Here is a 19,109-nt window from a genome sequence, read left to right as displayed (position 1 = left end):
GTAAAAAGAGAAAGCGCTTACTATTTCATCTTTGTCCTATAATCAAAAGAATATTTAAAGAAGTTTAAGGAAACTGGAAACTGGAAATTGGAAATAGGGAAGTCGGGAGAATACACGTTACGACATCACCAAAAAACAAAAAAATAGAACTATAAAAAAACAAACAATTATGAGAACTAAATTATTCAGTTTATTTGCGATGTGTTTAATGGGAGGGCAAATAGCCAATGCTCAAGTAAACGATAATCTAAAATCAGAACACCCTATCCCAGTACTGAATATGGGAACGTTTCACATGGGGTATACATCTGATGCGAGTACTACAGAGTTCGATGAACACAATTCCAAAAACAAGGAGATGATACACGAGGTAGCTAGAGCTTTAGCGGCCTTTAAACCAACTGTGATTATCGTAGAGCAATTACCAGAATCTAACGAGAGTTTAAACAAGTCTTATCAGGAGTACTTGACAAATCCCAATAAGGTATTTAAAAACCCTAATGAAATAACTTTATTAGCTTTTGAATTAGGACGATTAACTAATGTAGATAAACTATATGGTATAGATTATTCTGAAGGATATAACTATATGATAGCACAGAAAGTAGGAAGGTACAATGATAAGCAATTATATGATGATTATATGGCGGCTTGTTTTAAAGTATTAGATGAAGGAGAAAAAAAGATGAGGGATGTGAAGCAAATGCTTTACTTCAATAATAAAAAAGAGGTATTCGATGCTTTGATTAATCTGAATGCTGATATGCTGACTCATGTGTCTTCTCCAGGCAAGTCTGAAGGAGCTGATGAAGCAGCTAAATTCTATCACCGTAACTTAGTGATGTATTCTAACCTAAACCAAATACCACTGACGAAAGATGATCGTGTATTTATATTAATGGGGGGAACGCATACTGCATTCTTTAATATGTGGTTAGAACGCAGCCCTAAGTATGAGTTAGTAAACACACTAGACTATCTAGAGAAGTTTAAGTAATTAATTAGGAATTAGGAATTAGGAATTAGGAATTAGGAATTAGGAATTTTCTTGATTATGAACCTATATAAGGTAGAGACGACAATATTTTGCGTGTCACAGGGAATAGGGAACGGGAAACAGGGAACAGAAAACAGGAAACAGAAAACAGGGAACGGGAAACAGGAAACAGAAAACAGGAAACAGAAAACAGGAAAGTCGGGAGACTTTGCGCAACGAGTACATCCGTCACATCATGTAGAGACGCATTATTATGCGTGTCACAGGGAATAAGGAACGGGAAATGGGGAATGGAAAAAAAGGAATAGTAAAAGTCAGGAGAATACACGTCACGGATTAAAAATCCGCGCCATCAGCGTAACGATTTCACACCTTCACGACATCACAAAAAAACACCTTCACAAAATTAGGCTACTTAGAGCAATCTGAGTGGTAATAAAAAAGCCCCCAATGATGATGAGGGCTTTTGTTATTTATGATTTGACAATCTTACCTACGGATACTGTGAATATACCATAGTTATCGATTAACATATTCTGTTTAAACACGCTGTTATACGCGAATAGTTTATCAAGTTCATACTGAGAACGACGACGCATCACCCAGTCTGTATCTCTGTGACTCTTTAGTACAAAGGCAATTGTTTTTAACTGTGGGTGCCAAGGCTGTCCTGTGTAAACAATCACGCTGTTGTTAGTCGCTATACTACTTATTCCTTTGATGGTATTGCAAATCATATCGTTATCATCAAATAACTCAAAAATACCTGAAATGATAGTAATATTTGGCTCAAAGTTGAATAGCGGATAGGTGTTTAGATCAAAACAATCATAGTTCGTAAAGCGAATACCAGTTAGATTGTGCTGTTTGATATAAGCTTCACCTACTTCAATATTAGAGCGTTTAAAGTCATTGACTACTATTTCTGCATCAGGGTATTTTGCTTTGATATCGAATAAATAATTACCAGTACCTCCCGCTACGTCTAGTATCTTGATAGGTTTTCCTTGTTCTTGTAACAGCGCTATCTGTTTGTCTATTTGTTGTAATAGATGAACTTTTCGTTGGCGAATACCTGCCCATCCGATAGCGTTAAGGTAGTTCTTATCCATTATTTTACCGAAGCCTAACTTCCCTTGAGGAGTGTTTTTATACACATAGTCAAGAGAGATACCAGAGTCAAAGCCATACAGCAGTCCTAATCGCATTCCTTCTGATAGAGGCCCTATTACGCCTAATAGTTTCTTCTGGATTTTATAAGATAGCAATTCGACAGATGGCAATAGACCAAATAACATTTGGTAGTACTCATCAGTAGTAAACTTATCCGCTTTTAGGTTGATTTTTACTTTAGGAGCAGCGAAGCTCTTCTCCATAAACTTAGCAATGTCTTTATACACTTGTTCACGTCCTTTTTCAAATAAGATACCGTGGAAGCTTTCTTTTAGTGTTTTAAACTCTCTTAGGTCACTGCTTAGATTGTGAAAGAAGCGTTGTTGCCATTTGTTCTTGACTACGTAATCTTTCCCAGCTGAGAAGACAATCGTAGGTACAGTAATAGCCGCTGCATCATCTACAATGCGTTTTCCTGCATCCAGTAAGTCTACAAGCATACGCCCATTGATAAACTTCGTGATTAACGGGTCGCTATCGTAAGCTACTTGTTGATCTTTTTCATGAGTTAATACCTTAGACTTTACATAGCTTGTCACAATCATATCTGGTTTAAACTTAGTACCCAGTGCTATCATTTCTTTAGCCAAAGGAACGTATAGTTTAATAGAGAATGCTGGAGCAAGTAATGCCATACCTGCGATAGGAACAGCGTAATCGTGTACCCAAGCACTTGCTATAACCCCAGCAATACTGTTGGCTACGACAAAGGTGTCGTGATAGTGTATCTGATAGGTATGGTTTAGGTAATGAGCGAAGGCATCTAGGTCTCGCACATAGTCCATAAAGTTAGGAGATACTTCCTGTTCTGTATATCCATGCCCTCTAAAGTCAAAACTAAATACGTTATAATTAGCAAATGGAGCACTCTGTGCAAACTCTGCTAAACGAGCAGAATGCTCATGTCCACGATGTAGGACAATCATTGTTTTTTGTCCTTCTTTGTAATTCCAAGCTCTATAAAATATAGCTGCATTATCAAAGCTAGTGAATGTTCCTTCTATCATATATTAGTGTTTTTTATAGCAATTTATAATTTAAAGATAGCGTTTTGATTAATAGATTGTATATATGCCTGCGCATCTTTTTGTGTACAATCTGTATAATAAGCGTAAACTAAAGCGGCTATAGTCATGCTTCTAGACAGTCCCATAGCGCAGTGTATATAGATTACAGTATTGTTTTTTTTGTTTTGATACGCGTTAATAATATGTGTTACGATATGCTGAATATATTCTTGATTGGCCTGTCCTACATCTAAAAGCGGATAAAAGTGATAGGCAGAATGATGTAATAAATAACTGTTCTCCTTCATCTCAGCAGATAGGTCATAGGTTATTACTTCACTTGAATCAAAATGAGCTGAAGCTTCTTTAGAAGAAAGTAAAGATCCGATATAGAGCTGAGGGATCATCTCCTTGACCTCTACTGGGTAATAGACTTTGTTTAGTCTTCTCAGGATATAATAAGTTGTAATATAAGGCAGTAGAACAAGGTATTTCCACAAGTTAATTTGTCCTTGTTTATCTTTGATGAAATAAATGTTATTCTGTATATAAGCAATGCCAATATAGATAAGGTTAGTCGCTATCCAAAGCAATAAAATAGAGGTATAACGCTCAAGTGAATAACAAACAATACCCAATAGCATAGTCGCTAAAACAAAGTATATCAATCCTTTTTTAATATTGAGGTACAAAGCTTTCTCTTTGTTTGGTAGAAAGATAAAAGTACCTAAACAAACTAGAATGGCTGTGATCAAATCAATGGTGTGATGCTGATAGACAAATAGTGTAGAGAGGGCTACTAAGGCAAGCCAGATATGTAAGAAGACTTTGGTAAATACCTTAAATCTTCTAGTGTGTTCTACAACAGTCATAAACACAACTGCATAGGCTACATGTAGTGATGGAGCTTGATTATAATGGGTATCCCATGTCGTGATAAAGTCAAAAAGAGGGTTAAACAAAGCCACTGTATGTAAAGGTCTCTCTACTGTAAACTGAATAGGGAATACAATAAAACCAATAAAGGCGACTATAGTGACTGCTAACATACGCTTAGTCAGTAATCTCAATTGATAGATAGAATCTACCCAATAAAAAACGAGTAAGAAGAATAGCCCACTAGTACTATAGGGAATGATCATCCACTCTATAAACGGGATATAGTGATCTATCGCTAAGGTGACAGACCAATCCAATGCTCTATATACAGCGTAATACTGTGCCATCATATATAAAATAATGAAGACAGTATAACAGAGAAGCATTGCTTTGGTTCGTTGTTTAAAAGTAGGAGTTATTTCTTCTTTTGCCATTTTGCTTTTTTGTGCATAATACGTTGTAATATTCCTTTAGGGAATAGCTGTAAACAGCGAATTAGTCGATACATCTTTTTAGGAAAGACTATCAGTTCTTTGCCTTGTGTAATATCAGTATAGATGATATCAGCTGCTTCTGTAGGGGTGATAACATATTGTTTTTTAGACAAATCATCACTATTGAGCTCTAATAATCTAGGTGTAGCGACATAACCAGGGTGCACACTGATGACTTTAATCCCTTTATCCCTATAGGCGCGTTGATACGCTTTGCTAAGTGCTACTACTGCTTGCTTACACCTTGTGTAGATTGTTGCTTCATTATAGTCTAAAAAGGTAGATATCGAAGCGATACAGACGATGGTTCCTCCGTTGTTTTGCATACAGCCTCTCGCTACTTCTAATGCATTTAGTGTTGCTTTGATATTGTTGTCTATCATAGTATTGGTATCTTCCCAGGAGATATGCTCTAAGGCACTATCCGTATAATTACCTGCTCCTGCTATCAGTATATCAAGCTTAGTTTGACTAAATGTGTTTATAACATCTCGTAGTTGAGGTAGGTCTGTTGCATCTACTGTATAGACAGTTAGATTAGGATGTACAGAGAAGTCATGTCCTTCTTTATGAGGATTTCGACTGCCAATACCTACACGATAGCCCTCTTGTAAATAACGCTGAGCTAATGCCCATCCTATACCTGATGTACCTCCTGTGATAAAGACATTTTTCATTGTTTTAATGCATTAAGGACTACTTGATATCCATAGTCAAATTGTCTAAATATCTGTTCTTTACAGTCTTCTTTAGAAATGGGTAATTGTATTTCTAAAGCAAACTTTCTCCAATTAATCTTACGGCTTAGATAGCCCCCAGAGAGTTTTTGTCTCATATCACTGGTGTCTAATCTATTGGCTGTGATAGCTGCTGCTTGTTGAAGTCGTTCATTCCCACTGTAGCCAAATACAGCTCTTACTAAGCCTTCTTCCATGGCTGAATAAGGAGCTTTGTGTTCTAGCCATATTTCGTTACCTAATGTAGTGGCTAGTTCAAAAGGGATAAGGTCTATCGCTCCTCCTAAATACTGTTTACCTCTATACTGAGCAGGTGCCATATAGAACATATCAGAGGTACTAATACGCATCGCTCTTAAAGATTCTACCCCTAGAAGTAATTCCGTATCTCTCTCTACTGCACTATTTGTGTCAAATTTATATTGATCAATATATTGATATAATGAATCAAGAGGAACATTAGGAGTAGGAATGAGTGTTTTCTTAAAGGCTTTCTCTCCCTTTCTCTTTTTGTTCACTCGATTAGGTGTATATAATATCTCAGAACCAAGGGTAATGACCTCTGGCGCATCAGTATGTGTTGTTAATAAAGAAGGGAATTTCTCATCTAGGTTTTGAGGCTGATCAACAAAATACTTGCTAAACAGGTCTAATAGATAGGGAGCATTTTCTTTTTTCTTACTGTGCTTGATACAGTAGTATGGAAGGCGGTCTAGTCTCGTCTGATTAGTCAAAAAGGTATTCATCGCAGCAGTCAGAAATTCGTCTGATGCTAGATATCCTTTAATGGCCTCGGGTGTATTAAAGGTGCGTATAATCGATGTAGAGATAGTCGCTCCACAGGTTGAGATGATCAAGTCAGGTCGAATATTGTGTTCGACCATCGCGACATACATACCACAGTACATCACAAAGCGACTTCCGCCACCAGAGAACACCGCTACGCGATTATAAGGTTTTATTTGATCCATAACATGACAATATAAAATAGGGGAGTGGTGTATAATAAACTATCTACACGGTCTAGTAGTCCTCCATGTCCAGGAAGGAGTGTACCTGTGTCTTTGACATTTGCTCTTCGTTTGACTAAGGAGAAGGTTAGGTCTCCTAAAAAACCTAAAACACTTAATGCCATCGCCAGTAGAATAGTCTTTAGCGTAATGGCTTCCCCGAATAGTAAATAGTACATTAGGTTAAATATACCTGTAGTCATCACAATACCACCTATAACGCCTTCTAGTGTTTTATTTGGGCTGATATGAGGTGTTATCTTAGTCTTGCCAAATAGTTTGCCAGCCATATATTGACTCACATCGTTTAGCTCCATTGGGACAACTAATAAAATGAGATATTTATAACCTTCTTTTGCCAATCCGATATAGAATAATATCGCAGTAGATAGCAGGTAAAAGGTCATGACAGCTAAGAAGAAAGAATGAGTTTTGTACTTTAGGTATATACCAGCAGAAACAATCATGCTTAAGCCAAGTATAGTAAGTAAACTCTCTTCAATAGGTAGCAGTAATAAACAAATAGTGATAATCAAGGTAGTCAATACAGCTATTCCTAACTTTAGGGATCCTATAGGGATGGCAAAAGTAAATAACTCTAGTTGTCCCCAATAGATTAGGAACATAATGAACATTAATAAACTCAAGGGGTGTAGTAGTGCTAAGCCAAATACTACAACGATATAACACCATGTCCTAACGCGTAGGGGTACATCTGCAAACTTTCCTTCCTTTGTCATCTATTGTGCGTTTTTAAGTGCTTTACGGCATCTTGTGATTGTGCTTAATAGTAATAGTAAATTGATAACGATAAAGATATAGAAAGATGCTCCGCTAAGATTAACACCAGAGAACAGAAGTAATCCATATATTCCCAATATTAATGCTCTATCGCTTTTGCCCATAGGACCATCATATCTTCTCTCTCCACCTAATATCTTTCCCATTAGCCCTGCGAACTCATTGATAATACTCAAGCCTATAAATAAGACAATCAAATAGGTGCTCTCTGGTTGAAACTTTAATAAAGGAATAAATAAGATAAAGTCAGATAAAATATCACCTACCTCGTTGAGTAATTCGCCTTTCTTAGAAGTCTGATTATACAACCTAGCCATCATGCCATCTAATGCATTTAATGCCATGCGAATAAGCAATCCGATAGGTAAACAAAGAAAGAAGAAGTGGTAGCTATCTGCATACCAAAATAACACAGCTAATACAAAAGAGAAGACAATAGCGAATACAGTAATCTGATTAGCTGTGATTTTCTTTTTGTGTAATGCATTTAGTATTGGCATTAGCGATTTCTGAAAATAGGGCTTTATCTTATATACGGATATCATAGTTTACGATTTTATTAATAAAGGATTAACGGAATTATAATATTAAAAAACGTTAATGATTGTGGTTTTTTAATTATTTTATAGTGTTAAGGTTGTGGTTAATTTGGTTTTTGTAGTTAAAAATTGATTGGAAACTAAAAATATTATATAATAAAGTGTTATCTTTAATAGTGAAAAATAGAAATAACAAACATACTATTATAACAGTTAAGTGTGCTTATTTGTTATAAAAAAAACTAAAAAATATTGTACAAAATGTGTGTTTGGCATTTTTGTTGATTTTACATTATAAATAAAAGTAGTGAAAAATATTCCTTTTATACCAAGAATGTATTTACTCATTTGGGGATTATAGCTTACTACAGAAATCAATTACTCGTATGGCAAGTAAATTAGAACCTATCAAACCCGTACCAGCGTTAATCGCGGTCGCTATCACATTAATTATTTGGTTTGTTATCCCTGTTCCAGAAGGCGTTAGTCCTAATGCGTGGCAGTTGTTAGCATTATTCGTTGGAACTATCGCAGCTATTATTGGAAAGGCGCTACCTATCGGAGCGGTGTCTATTGTAGCGATAGCCTTAGTAGCTATAACAGGTGTAACTAATCCAGGCAACTCTAAAGCAGCTTTAGCAGATGCTTTAAGTGGTTTTTCAAATGATTTAATTTGGCTTATTGGAGTAGCAGTGATGATCTCTATAAGTTTAAAGAAAACAGGCTTAGGTGCTAGAATAGGATATTTCCTTATTTCCTTGTTTGGTAAAAGAACATTAGGAATTGCGTATGCATTGTCTTTTGCTGAAACAATTTTAGCTCCTGTAACGCCAAGTAATACAGCAAGGGGAGGAGGGATTATACACCCTATTATGCGTTCTATCGCAGTGAGTTTTGGTTCTAGACCAGAGAAAGGGTCTGCTGAAAAGATAGGGCGTTATTTAGCATTAGTGAACTACAATGCTAATCCTATTACTTCAGCGATGTTTATTACCGCTACAGCTCCTAATCCATTAATTGTTAGTTTGGTGCTAGCAGGTACTACTGCTGGAATCACTATAACATGGGGAATGTGGGCACTAGCAGCTTTAGTACCAGGACTTGTAGCTTTAATCGTGATGCCTTTAGTGATTTATATGATTTATCCACCAGAGATAAAGAAAACTCCTGATGCTCCAGTATTTGCTAAAAAGCAATTAGATGAGTTAGGACCTATTTCTTTACCTGAGTATATTACAATGGGAGTGTTTACCATCTTATTATTGTTATGGGCAGGAGTTCCGGCAATGATTTTTGGAGATACTTTTGCTGTTCAACCAACAGCGGCAGCTTTCTTAGGATTGGGAATTCTTATTGTCACAGGTGTATTAACTTGGGAAGATATATTAAAAAATACAGGGGCTTGGGATACGATAGTATGGTTTGCAGCTTTAGTAATGATGGCAGGTTTCTTAGGTAAACTAGGTTTAGTAGGATGGTTAGCTACAACAGTAGGAAAAGGTATTGCAGGATTAGGATTATCGTGGATACCAGCTACGCTTATACTGCTTCTAGTATATGTATATTCTCACTATTTCTTTGCAAGTACTACAGCGCATATTACAGCGATGTTTGCAGCCTTTTTCGCAGCAGGTATAGCTCTTGGAGCACCTGAGATGTTATGGGCATTAGTACTAGGATTCTCATCATCTATAATGATGTCACTTACACATTATGGTACAGGTACAGCCCCGATTATCTTCGGAACAGGATATACAACATTAGGAGAATGGTGGAAAGTAGGTTTTGTAACTAGTGTGGTTAACCTAATTATATTTATTCTAGTAGGAGGGCTATGGTGGAAAGCACTAGGGTATTGGTAAGAGAATAAGATTTATTATATAAGCAAAAGCCAGTCGAGATTGACTGGCTTTTGTTGTATAAATCAATGAAGTATAATGAGATATAATCTCCTTAATTAGATTAAAACTTATAGTTAAATGATAAAGTAGCTATTCGACTATCTAGATCATATTTCTTGCGAATATTAGAATTGAAGTTATCTCCTGTTACATTATAGTTCACAGTATTTAGAACATCTGTTACAGCTAGTTTAATAGTTGCTTTGTCTTCTAATAGGGCTTTAGATAAACCGATTGTTAAGTCAAAATAACTATCTCTTTTGTATAGACCTAAGTTTGACTTAGAGAAGTACTGTGCATTGACATCCGCTTTTAATCCTTTAACAATGGTAAAGTTGTTTTGAGAGTTAAAAGTGAAAGCTACTTGTGAACTATTGATTTCTGTTCCTTGATAGTTTCCTTCATATTTGTTGTTAAACAAATTAAACATATTACTCATAGACCACCATTCTGTAGGGCTTACTGTACCTGTTACATTCGCACCATAGTGATAAGATTTGTTTAAGTTTTCTTGAGTACTTACTAAGATACCTGTATCTGCTTGGTAATTATACACATTGGTCATCACATCGTTCGTCACACTGAAGTACACATTTGCGATAAGGTACTTACTCCATGTATATCCTACCTCAGAAGCATGTGTTATCTCAGGTTTTAACTTAGGATTCCCTTGCCAATAGTTAAAAGGGTCATCATAAAAACGGAATGGATTTAAGTCAAAGTGACTCGGTCTATTAATACGTTTACTATACGAAGCATAGAAGCCATGTGCGTTATCTGTTTCGTACTTGATAGAGGCACTAGGGAATAGTTTAGTATAATCGTTTTTACTGTATTCTTTAGTTGTTTTTTGGTCTATTTCGGTTTGTGTAAACTCTGAACGCAATCCTACTTGGAAACTCCAATGCTCTAAACTAAGCTTGTAGTTAGCATAAGCAGCGTGTATCTGTTCATTGTATTTATAGTGATTCGTTGAAGCAGGATCTACTTCCCATCCTGAATTATTTTGAAATTCATAAACAGATGGGTTGTCATTTGATTTGACAATTGACTTCCATCCTGTCTCTAAAGCGTGCTTATCATCAAGAGGTAAGGTAAAGTCTAATTTACCATTAAATACCTTAAACTGTGATGGAATATATCCGCGTCTATTTCTATATGGAGCATTTGAGTTATTTAATAAAACGTCAGCTAATTGAGATTGTTCAGATCTAAACTTAGAAGTTTCATATTCTAAATCTACATCTACTTTACTACCCTTATCATTGAATAAATGAGTGGCAGTTAAGTTAAATGTGTAATCATACCAATGCTCTTTATTTCCGTTGTCTGTATTAACATGTGAATTCAATGTTTCTATAGGAGCATATATCATATTATATCCTTTAGAATAATCTTCATATCTCCCGATTTTAGCATCGAATAAGAAGCCCACAGTTGTTTTAGAAGAAAGAGCGTAATCCACTCCAAATTTGAAGTTATTAGAAGTAAGAGGCTCATTACTAGTGAAGCGTTGTTCACTGTGTCGGTCTATCACAGAAGGATTAGTAGTGTTGTAGAAGTCTTGAAGATAATGTTTGTGTTCTTCTTCCCCTCTAAAAGTATAGCTATAGTCTCCAAATAGACTTAGTTTCTCATGCGTATACCCTAGATTAAATCCTGCATTAAGGCGGTTTTTACGTCCTCGTCCTGCATTGACAAAAGAGCTTCCTTTCAGCCCTTCCATATTGTACTTCTTTAATACAATATTAATGATCCCTGCATTACCAGCTGCATCATATTTAGCAGAAGGGTTAGCGATAATCTCTATATTTTTGACTTGAGAAGAGTTGGTTGATCTCAAGAGATTGGCTAGTTCTTTTGCAGATAGAGAACTCAGTTTTCCATTTAGCATTACACTAACTCCTTTTTTACCTCTCAGAGATAATTCACCTTCTTGAGATACAACCACTCCTGGAGCTCTTCCAAGAACTTCAAGTACTGTACTTCCATCAGATAAAGCACTATTCTCTACACTAAACACCATTTTGTCAGCTTTCTGTTGGAATACAGGAGCTTTAGTAGTGATTAATACTTCGCCAAGGTTTGTATTAAATGCGTTGAGTATACTGTCTAATTGTGCTTCTGTTTGGGCATAGGTACCCAGGCCGCATAGTGATAGCAGCCATATATATGGTCTTTTCATTGTTTTAAAAATTATTTAGTAGTCTTTTTTTTATTGCGTCTTCCCCAGTAGATAACAAAACCTGTAATAGGAAGAGAGGCACAGAATAAGCTAAGGATAAAAGCAATTATTTTTCCAGGCATACCAAAGAAAGCTCCTACGTGCAAATCATAAGTAGCACCAGTAGCTCGTTCTGCTAATAATCGTTCTCCATGAGATCTATTGAACAATAGCTCTCCAGAGTGTTCGTCAAATATCATGGTATGTGAGTCATTATATTTGAACTCGTGATCTTTAACGCGAATGGTCATATTATCGTGATGATGATCAGCGTTCTCATGATCTTCTAAGTCAATACCAAAGGAGAAAGCATTAGGGTAGTGCTCTTTTACAGTTGCAGCTATGCGATCTATTGTTGTTGGAGTTTCCATAGACTCTGGAGCGGTAGTCTTATAATGACTAAAGTCTGGAGCATACATAGAAAACCCGTTGATTAAGAAGTAGACCCAACTCATCGTGATGCGGAAAGAGTACATGATCCCAGTAATAGCCACTATTAAAGCTAGTACTGAAGAGTAAAACCCAAGTATATTGTGAACGTCATAATTCTTACGGCGCCAACCTTTTACTTTCTTCCATCTAAACCAAAAGCGTTGTTTACGCATATTCTTATTCTTAGGCCACCATAGTATAATCCCTGTGATTAGCATAATCACAAAGATTATAGTAGCTACACCTACTATAGTACCTCCTACAGCATTACTCAAAAGTAATGAGCGGTGAAGAATCATAGTGAAGAAGAAAGGGCTTTTCAATAGGTCATCGACAGCAATTACTTCTCCTGTATACTGATTGACATAGACTGTTTTAAAAACGAGATAAGTATCGAAATAATTCCATCCTTCCGGATTGGCTTTAAACAATCCAAATTGATAAGAACGAGTAGGATCCATTGGGATTGTTACTTCCTCTGCTGGAACTTCTTCGTTAACTAATTGTGCATTAACTAGTTCTTTTAGTTCACGAATAGGAATCGGTTTTTTATTTTCAATATCTTGTTCGCCATGATAGATCATGTCTTGTTTAAGATAGGTAGAGATATCCTCGTTGAAGACAAAAACAGTTCCTGTAAGTGATACGATAAGTACAATTATACCTGACAGTAGTCCTAACCACAAGTGGAGTTTAAGCATATACTTTTTGAAAATCCCCTTGGTTTTCTTGGGCTTATCAGTTTGCATAATAATTAATTATTTAGATTTAATAAATATAATTAGGGTTTCGCAAATATATAATTATTTATAATGATTCTAAGTATAAGTTTGTCCTAAATGAGAAGTATTTTATAATAAGTTGATTATTAGTGGATATCAATAATATTTTGTGGTTTTTTATAGTTAGTTTAAACCAATACCCACATTTGATAAATGCTGCAAAGTAATTCTAATTCATAGTTCTTTTCATCTAAAGGTCTCTTGCAATTTTAAGTTTACCTATTAGACTTATAGGTTTAAAGAGAAAGGTATAATTGAAAAAGTGCTAATTTTTAATATAGGTTAAATGATTATATTAAAGAATGCTATAAGGCTTGAGATAAAAGAGAATACTTCTGTAAGAATAGTTTATAGGTGGGTGTATGAAGTTTTATTTTCGTCTTTTGATTTTGCCATTGTATTTCTTTTTAATAAAGTTTATGAGAATCATAATAAAAGAAGAGGTAAAAGGCGATTTAGTTAGTTTTTGATAGGAGGATAGTTCTTGTTAGGTAGACTTGGAGAATGTAATTAAATAAATATTATTCTTTCAAAATGTTTTTTAAGTCCATTCGTTCGTGTAAGAAGCGAATGACTAAAATATCTTTATTCTGTAGTATTTGATAGAATATAATATGTTTACCTATAGCAAAACCTAAGAGATGTGTATTGATTCTGTCGTAACTTTTTCCAAGAGTTGGATTATTGGTTATTTTCTGACAAGTTTCAATTAATAGAGTATAATATTTATTAGCTTGCTGCTCAGACCATGCTTCAAAAGTATATGACCAAATTTCGGAGAGATCCTTAACCGCACGGTTAGTCAAAATATACTTTGCCATTATTTCTATTTGTTAGCCTTTAAAGCTTTTAGATGGTTGTTAGGGTCAAAGTCTTCAGCTATTCCACTATCAATTCCTTCTTGTATAGCATTTCTTAATACTTGTATCTCATTTTCTTCTTTCTCAAGAAGACGTAGACCAGCGCGAATGATCTCACTAGCATTTTTATAACGACCTTCATTTATTTTAGCTTCAACAAAACCTTCAAAGTAGTCTCCTAATGATACTGATGTATTACGTCCCATAACTTCTATTTTTATCAAAGTTACCAAAATTTGGTAATTTTAGATAGCGCATTTACTTTTATTTAGTATTTATTTTCAGTGTGTTAGGAGGCTTATAAGAAAAAAGAGTTGACCCAACTGAGCCAACTCTTCCGAATTACTTATTATGTATCAATCTAAACGACTACTTTGCAGCCCATATTTCTATTTCTAATTGAATCTCCGGCAATCCTAATGCTGTGATATACCCAACAGTCATAGATGGGTATTCTGTACCAAAAGTGTTGTCCCAAACTTCGTAGAAGAAGTCCCAGTCTATCTCTTGTGTCGCCCAAATATTAACTTTAATGACATCATCAGCAGTTAGTTTTTGACTACCTAATACTTGGATGATATTCATAAACGTGTTTTGTACTTGCGCATTAAATGTAGAAGGGATATTCCCCATCGCATCTGTACCTATTTGTCCTGAGAATGTATATAGATTAGCTCCTTTAGGAACCACAGTCACATGAGAATATCTTCCCACTGGAGCTGCTAAAGTGCTAGGATTTAGTCTTTGTATTTTTGTATTCATCCGCTATAAATTATTGTTTCACGCGCGAAAATAATCTATTGATTTATGAATTTAAGTTTCCTAACTAACTTTAGCTTTTTTATAAGATAAATGGCTGTTTTTAGGGGTAAACATGTTTTCTAAATTTAGTTATTTTTGCTCATTATGCTAAACATAATAATATGGAAACTATTAATTATCAACTATTTTTAAAAGAGATAGCACCTTTTGAAAACTATTTGTTTTATAAAGCTTTAAAAGAGAAAGAAGTAGTAGAATTAGAGTCAAGTATCTCAAGATCGTTACCACCTTATTACAGAGAGTTCTTGTTAACTATTGGTATCTATCAAGATGTTATAGAAGGGCTATTCATTAATAAGAACGAATGGATAGAACAGAATGGGTATTTAGGTGAAGTAGAAGAGAACTATGTGATGATAGGGGATAATGGAGGTGAAGAATTTTGGTTGTTGCGTACAGATGATACAGATGATCGAACAGTTTATAATTGGGTAGATGACGAAATAGAAGAAACTGGTTTTGCTTTCGAGGATCTACTTGAGAGATGTTTAAACAATTTGAAGGATGATAGCTTATGTAAATTAAGCAATGATAAAAAAGCTTTAAGGATTAACTTCGTTTTACGCCCTGAACAAGAGAATAAACTAAGTGAAGTCTTAGGTATAGAATATACAGGAGAGTGGATAGAAGATATCCCTAATTTTGAAGATTTGAGAGATTATTTAAAAGATCAGCAGTTAAGTGTTTATAACATTAATGCAAGATTAAATGGTCAATCTATTGAGATAAGAAAAGAGTATAGTGATAAAACAAAAGAAGCTGTGTATACTTTTGGTTACAACGAATCTTTATCAGTGTTAAGAGAGAATTCTAGAATAGAAGAGTATCAAACTTTGATAAAAGAACAGTTTCGCAACTCTTCTGTAAGCGTTTTTGATATTTATAATACCGATTTAACTGATTTAGTTTGGTAAGAGGCATATTATACTTTTTGGTGTTCTTTTTTATACTGTGAGGGAGTCATTTGTTTATATTTTTTAAACAATTTAGACAAATGACTTTCATCGTTAAAGCCTAGTTCAAAAGCTATTTCTTTTAATCTGGAATTGCTGTACTTAAGCCTAGTTTCTACTAACTTTAGCTTGTAATCTAAGATATAGTCTTGTAGTGATATCCCTGTCTGTTTTTTAAAATATTCTCCTAAATAGTTTTTAGAAATACTAAACTTATTGGCTAACGACTCTAAGGTCAATTTCTCCTTATGTCCAATGTATTGCTGGATATAAGTGATCATTTTCATAATATCTTGTGCCTTTCTATTCTCATTGACTTGTTCATAATCGTTTAGAATAAGGTTACGAGCTACAAGGTTGAGCAGGATAGAAATGCATTGTCTTATGATTAAATAATCTTGTGTATGGTTATTGTGCTCTCGTTGAATACTGTGTAATAACTGTTCTGCAAATACAGCATCTTCTTCAGACTGAAACACACATCCAGCTTTAGTATGGTAGTTATGTGTGATATAGGTCAGCTTATTGATATTATCACAAGTCTCTATGCGATCTGCCTCTGTGCGAATCTGAATGATAAAGCTCTGAGGACATTCTATCACAAGGATTTGGCCATCTTTACTTTCAAAAGAATACGGTGTATCAAAAGGAATAATAAACAGCTTTCCCTTTTTAAAAGGGACTTTATGATCTTCATATCGACTCATCCCTTTTCCCTTTTGTATATACACGATAGTGAGATGCGTTTTTGGTTGTATACTAAAAACATCATCCATCAGTAGATGTTCTGTGATATGAATAGGGTCGAAGGTGTTTTTAGAAGTCATATTGTTTACTGTAAAAACCTTTTAAAGTACAAGATAATTTGTATCTAGGGTATTTCCTTTGCAAAGGAATAAAAATAAACAATATGAATGAATATAAAAATAGGTGGACTATTCTACGCTATTTAGTTATAGGAGCTTTTCTATCCCCTTTAGATTACTTTATTGTCAATATGGCGCTACCTGCGATTAAAGAATCGTTTCATGCAACAGAGAATCAATTGCAAATGGTTATAGCGATATACGGACTTACATATGCTGCTCTAGTAGTCTGTAGTGGAAAGCTTGGCGATATATATGGTAGGAGAACTATCTTTACGACAGGGCTGTGGATATTCTTAATCTCCTCTTTGGCGTGTGCATTTTCTCCTTCTGTACAGATGTTGATTTTCTCTCGTTTTTTGCAAGGAATAGGAGCCTCTTTGTTAGCTCCGCAAGTATTAGCGTCTATTCGCATCCTTTTTGACGAATCAGAACGAGCAAAGGCTTTAGGGCTTTTTGGTTCTGTATTTGGCTTAGCAGCTATAGTAGGACAATTATTAGGTGGTGTACTATTAAATATTCATTTGTGGAATCTAACGTGGGAGATTATCTTTTTGGTAAATGTACCTGTGGCAGCTATTTGTCTATACGGTATTTATACTACTATGCCTAAGGAGAAAGTACAAAAACAAAAGTTAGATTACTTAGGTGTAGTCCTTGTGATTAGTGCGTTACTTTGTTTTATCACTCCTTTGATTTATGGAAGAACCTATGATTGGGTGTGGTGGATATTTGCTATTATAGGAGGTAGTATAGCACTTGCTATTAGCTTTGTGAAGTATGAACAATATAGAGAACAACGCCAAAAACCTGTCTTGTTATTTATCTCTTTGTTTAGTAATAAATCCTTTGCTTATAATTTGCCTATCATCTTGTTTTATAATTTTACCGCAGGGCTATTCATCTGCTATCCCTACTATTTACAGTCTTATCTAGGGTGGGATGTATTAGTAGCTGGTATGGCTGTTTTGCCTTATGGAATAGGTTTCTTTCTAGGGCCAATCTTATTTGCTAAGGTAGATAAGCAAGCTTCTTTTTGGATAAGATCAGGACTATTGTTATTATTAATCTCTTTCGTAGGGTTAGGTATATTATTTAGTCAATATGGTACACCGAACGCATTCATGCATGGCTTATTTCTATCAGCAGGACTTGGACACGGGCTGTTAATGCCTGTGATGATGAAAGAGAGTATTAAGTCCATAGCAATAGATCAAGTAGGGCAAGCATCAGGTATTGTGAGTACTACGATACAAGTAGGCAGTGTATTAGGAGGAGCAGTGATAGGTACTGTATTCTTTAGTTTAAGCAGTACTTTAGACTATCCTAATGCCTTTGGGATAGCAATAGCAGTAATAGGGTTAGTACAGATTATTGGTTTGCGGTTATCCCTAAGGGGAATTAGGAATTAAGAATTAAGAATGTTACCTATATACATATAACCGTAGGGGCGAATTGCAATTCGCCTTACAAAAAAACGATTAAACAACATCACAAAAAAACGATTTCACGGTTTCACAAAAAAACAAAAAACATGGATTTAGCAAAACAACAGGTAATAGACTTTCACATCAATATACAGACTTGGTTTAACGGCACAGCATCTAATAAAGAAGAGTTGTATCAAGCGATAGTAAGTACATTTGACCCTTCGTTTAAGATGACGAATGGAGACGGCAACTCGGTTAGTTATGATGCTTTTACACAATGGTTAACTACTGCTTATGGAATCTTTCCAACAAGACAAATAGAGGTTAAGAATATAGAAGGATACGCTACTTTCGGACATGCAGCAGTTCACTATATAGAAATACAACAGACAGATGATTTAAAAACAGTTAGAGAATCATCAGCAGTATTTACCTTAAAAGAAGGTAAAGCGATGTGGTATAGCTTAGTGGAGCGTTGGGTTTTATAGGTTCTCGGTTCACAGTTTACGGTTTACAGTGAACCGTAAACTGTAAACCTTAAACTGTCCACCATTAACTACTTTCTATCAAGATCTGTAATCAACAAAGGATTGTCTTGACGCAATTGTTCAAGTAATTTTTCTGTTTCAGAAGTCTTAGGGTTTTCTAGTAAAGCATCATACTCTTTCTGGGTAATACCAACCATCTGTAAAAAGTCTATACGTCCATTAGGAGTCTCTAAAGAGCCTAGTTCTGGGTCTAATGCAAAAGCGATAGCTACTAAATCTGTATCGTAATCTAAACGAATAGGACTATTAGTAGGGATAAAGTGAAACTCTTCAAACCATTTTCCTGAGTTAAATACATATTTAGCCAAGTTATTCATAAGGTTCATCGCCCAATGAAAGTTTTCATCTCCTTGTTTTTTTAGACGCATTGTCAACTCAAAACCATATCCACTAAAGTCATTGTCTACAGCCTCGTCATTATAATATAAGTCAGAGAATCCATAGGTAACAATATGGAAGTGGTCTGTCTGCTGATCACTATTATATACACTTAATCCATCTAAAGGATTTTCTCCACCTAAAGAGTAAGGTAATGCATTGCCGAAGTGCTGAGGTTCTTGCTCTCCATATTGCTTTGCTAAGTGATCAGAGATAGCATCCCATCCCACTGCATCTTCTTCATTGTATTTTTGTTGGTATTCTTCTTTTGTCATT

The 19,109-nt window shown here is 35.1% G+C and carries 18 protein-coding genes; 5 read left to right on the top strand and 13 right to left on the bottom strand.

Translation table 11 applies throughout. The annotated features are described in order from the left end of the window. Window positions 1-169: 169 nt before the first annotated feature. A complete protein-coding gene (locus tag BK054_RS16950) occupies window positions 170-997 on the top strand; it encodes a DUF5694 domain-containing protein (protein ID WP_006261612.1) in 828 nt (275 codons plus the stop codon). 473 nt (window positions 998-1,470) lie between these two features. On the opposite strand, the gene BK054_RS16940 is transcribed toward BK054_RS16950, so the two are convergent. Genes BK054_RS16940 through BK054_RS16915 form a run of 6 tightly spaced genes read right to left on the bottom strand, consistent with a single transcriptional unit; the run spans window position 1,471 to window position 7,643 of the window. Further along, complete coding sequence (locus tag BK054_RS16940; protein WP_006265709.1) at window positions 1,471-3,177, bottom strand: bifunctional alpha/beta hydrolase/class I SAM-dependent methyltransferase; 1,707 nt, start codon at window positions 3,175-3,177, stop codon at window positions 1,471-1,473. Between the two features lie 23 nt (window positions 3,178-3,200). Continuing rightward, complete coding sequence (locus tag BK054_RS16935) at window positions 3,201-4,490, bottom strand: phosphatase PAP2 family protein (RefSeq protein ID WP_006265708.1); 1,290 nt, start codon at window positions 4,488-4,490, stop codon at window positions 3,201-3,203. Further along, window positions 4,472-5,227 carry an SDR family oxidoreductase gene (locus tag BK054_RS16930; RefSeq protein WP_006265707.1) on the bottom strand — a complete coding sequence of 252 codons (756 nt, stop codon included), beginning with the start codon at window positions 5,225-5,227 and terminating at the stop codon, window positions 4,472-4,474. Before BK054_RS16930 ends, BK054_RS16935 begins: the two co-directional genes overlap by 19 nt. After that, window positions 5,224-6,258, bottom strand: coding sequence for a patatin-like phospholipase family protein (locus BK054_RS16925; RefSeq protein WP_006265706.1), 1,035 nt, complete (start codon window positions 6,256-6,258; stop codon window positions 5,224-5,226). Before BK054_RS16925 ends, BK054_RS16930 begins: the two co-directional genes overlap by 4 nt. Then, window positions 6,246-7,037: a phosphatidate cytidylyltransferase gene (locus BK054_RS16920; protein ID WP_006265705.1), complete on the bottom strand. Its 792-nt coding sequence runs from the start codon at window positions 7,035-7,037 to the stop codon at window positions 6,246-6,248. Before BK054_RS16920 ends, BK054_RS16925 begins: the two co-directional genes overlap by 13 nt. Then, on the bottom strand, window positions 7,038-7,643 hold the full coding sequence (locus BK054_RS16915; protein ID WP_006261606.1) for a CDP-alcohol phosphatidyltransferase family protein: 606 nt from the start codon (window positions 7,641-7,643) through the stop codon (window positions 7,038-7,040). It abuts the gene before it with no gap. A 380-nt stretch (window positions 7,644-8,023) separates the two neighbouring features. On the opposite strand from BK054_RS16915, the gene BK054_RS16910 reads away from it, so the two are divergent. After that, window positions 8,024-9,499 (top strand): DASS family sodium-coupled anion symporter, encoded by a 1,476-nt coding sequence (locus BK054_RS16910; RefSeq protein ID WP_006258329.1) that lies wholly within the window; start codon window positions 8,024-8,026, stop codon window positions 9,497-9,499. A 100-nt stretch (window positions 9,500-9,599) separates the two neighbouring features. Here the strand turns inward: BK054_RS16910 and BK054_RS16905 are convergent, their stop codons facing one another. From BK054_RS16905 to BK054_RS16885, 5 genes are all read right to left on the bottom strand, one after another. Continuing rightward, on the bottom strand, window positions 9,600-11,723 hold the full coding sequence (locus tag BK054_RS16905) for an outer membrane beta-barrel family protein (protein ID WP_006265704.1): 2,124 nt from the start codon (window positions 11,721-11,723) through the stop codon (window positions 9,600-9,602). Window positions 11,724-11,734: 11 nt separating this feature from the next. Then, a complete protein-coding gene (locus BK054_RS16900) occupies window positions 11,735-12,943 on the bottom strand; it encodes a PepSY-associated TM helix domain-containing protein (protein WP_006265702.1) in 1,209 nt (402 codons plus the stop codon). Window positions 12,944-13,497: 554 nt separating this feature from the next. Next, on the bottom strand, window positions 13,498-13,797 hold the full coding sequence (locus BK054_RS16895) for a type II toxin-antitoxin system RelE/ParE family toxin (protein ID WP_006265701.1): 300 nt from the start codon (window positions 13,795-13,797) through the stop codon (window positions 13,498-13,500). A 5-nt stretch (window positions 13,798-13,802) separates the two neighbouring features. Further along, window positions 13,803-14,042, bottom strand: a complete 240-nt coding sequence (locus BK054_RS16890; protein WP_006258324.1) for a type II toxin-antitoxin system ParD family antitoxin — start codon at window positions 14,040-14,042, stop codon at window positions 13,803-13,805. Window positions 14,043-14,205: 163 nt separating this feature from the next. Further along, window positions 14,206-14,598, bottom strand: coding sequence for a RidA family protein (locus BK054_RS16885; protein ID WP_006261601.1), 393 nt, complete (start codon window positions 14,596-14,598; stop codon window positions 14,206-14,208). Between the two features lie 161 nt (window positions 14,599-14,759). Between BK054_RS16885 and BK054_RS16880 the strand changes: the two genes are divergently transcribed. Then, window positions 14,760-15,572 (top strand): SMI1/KNR4 family protein, encoded by an 813-nt coding sequence (locus tag BK054_RS16880; protein ID WP_006265699.1) that lies wholly within the window; start codon window positions 14,760-14,762, stop codon window positions 15,570-15,572. Window positions 15,573-15,580: 8 nt separating this feature from the next. On the opposite strand, the gene BK054_RS16875 is transcribed toward BK054_RS16880, so the two are convergent. After that, the gene (locus tag BK054_RS16875; protein ID WP_006265696.1) at window positions 15,581-16,438 is read right to left on the bottom strand and encodes a helix-turn-helix domain-containing protein; all 858 of its coding nucleotides are present in this window, start codon (window positions 16,436-16,438) and stop codon (window positions 15,581-15,583) included. A gap of 83 nt (window positions 16,439-16,521) precedes the next feature. On the opposite strand from BK054_RS16875, the gene BK054_RS16870 reads away from it, so the two are divergent. Continuing rightward, on the top strand, window positions 16,522-17,889 hold the full coding sequence (locus BK054_RS16870; RefSeq protein WP_006265695.1) for an MFS transporter: 1,368 nt from the start codon (window positions 16,522-16,524) through the stop codon (window positions 17,887-17,889). Window positions 17,890-18,011: 122 nt separating this feature from the next. Further along, on the top strand, window positions 18,012-18,395 hold the full coding sequence (locus BK054_RS16865) for a hypothetical protein (RefSeq protein ID WP_006265694.1): 384 nt from the start codon (window positions 18,012-18,014) through the stop codon (window positions 18,393-18,395). A gap of 68 nt (window positions 18,396-18,463) precedes the next feature. Here the strand turns inward: BK054_RS16865 and BK054_RS16860 are convergent, their stop codons facing one another. Then, window positions 18,464-19,108 carry a suppressor of fused domain protein gene (locus BK054_RS16860; RefSeq protein ID WP_006265693.1) on the bottom strand — a complete coding sequence of 215 codons (645 nt, stop codon included), beginning with the start codon at window positions 19,106-19,108 and terminating at the stop codon, window positions 18,464-18,466. Window position 19,109 lies beyond the last annotated feature (1 nt).

This window comes from Myroides sp. ZB35 (assembly GCF_001865835.1).
In the GTDB taxonomy this organism is placed as follows: Bacteria; Bacteroidota; Bacteroidia; order Flavobacteriales; family Flavobacteriaceae; genus Flavobacterium; species Flavobacterium odoratimimum.
Note: the sequence above shows the minus strand (reverse complement) of the source record. Positions and strands in the feature narration are given on the sequence as shown.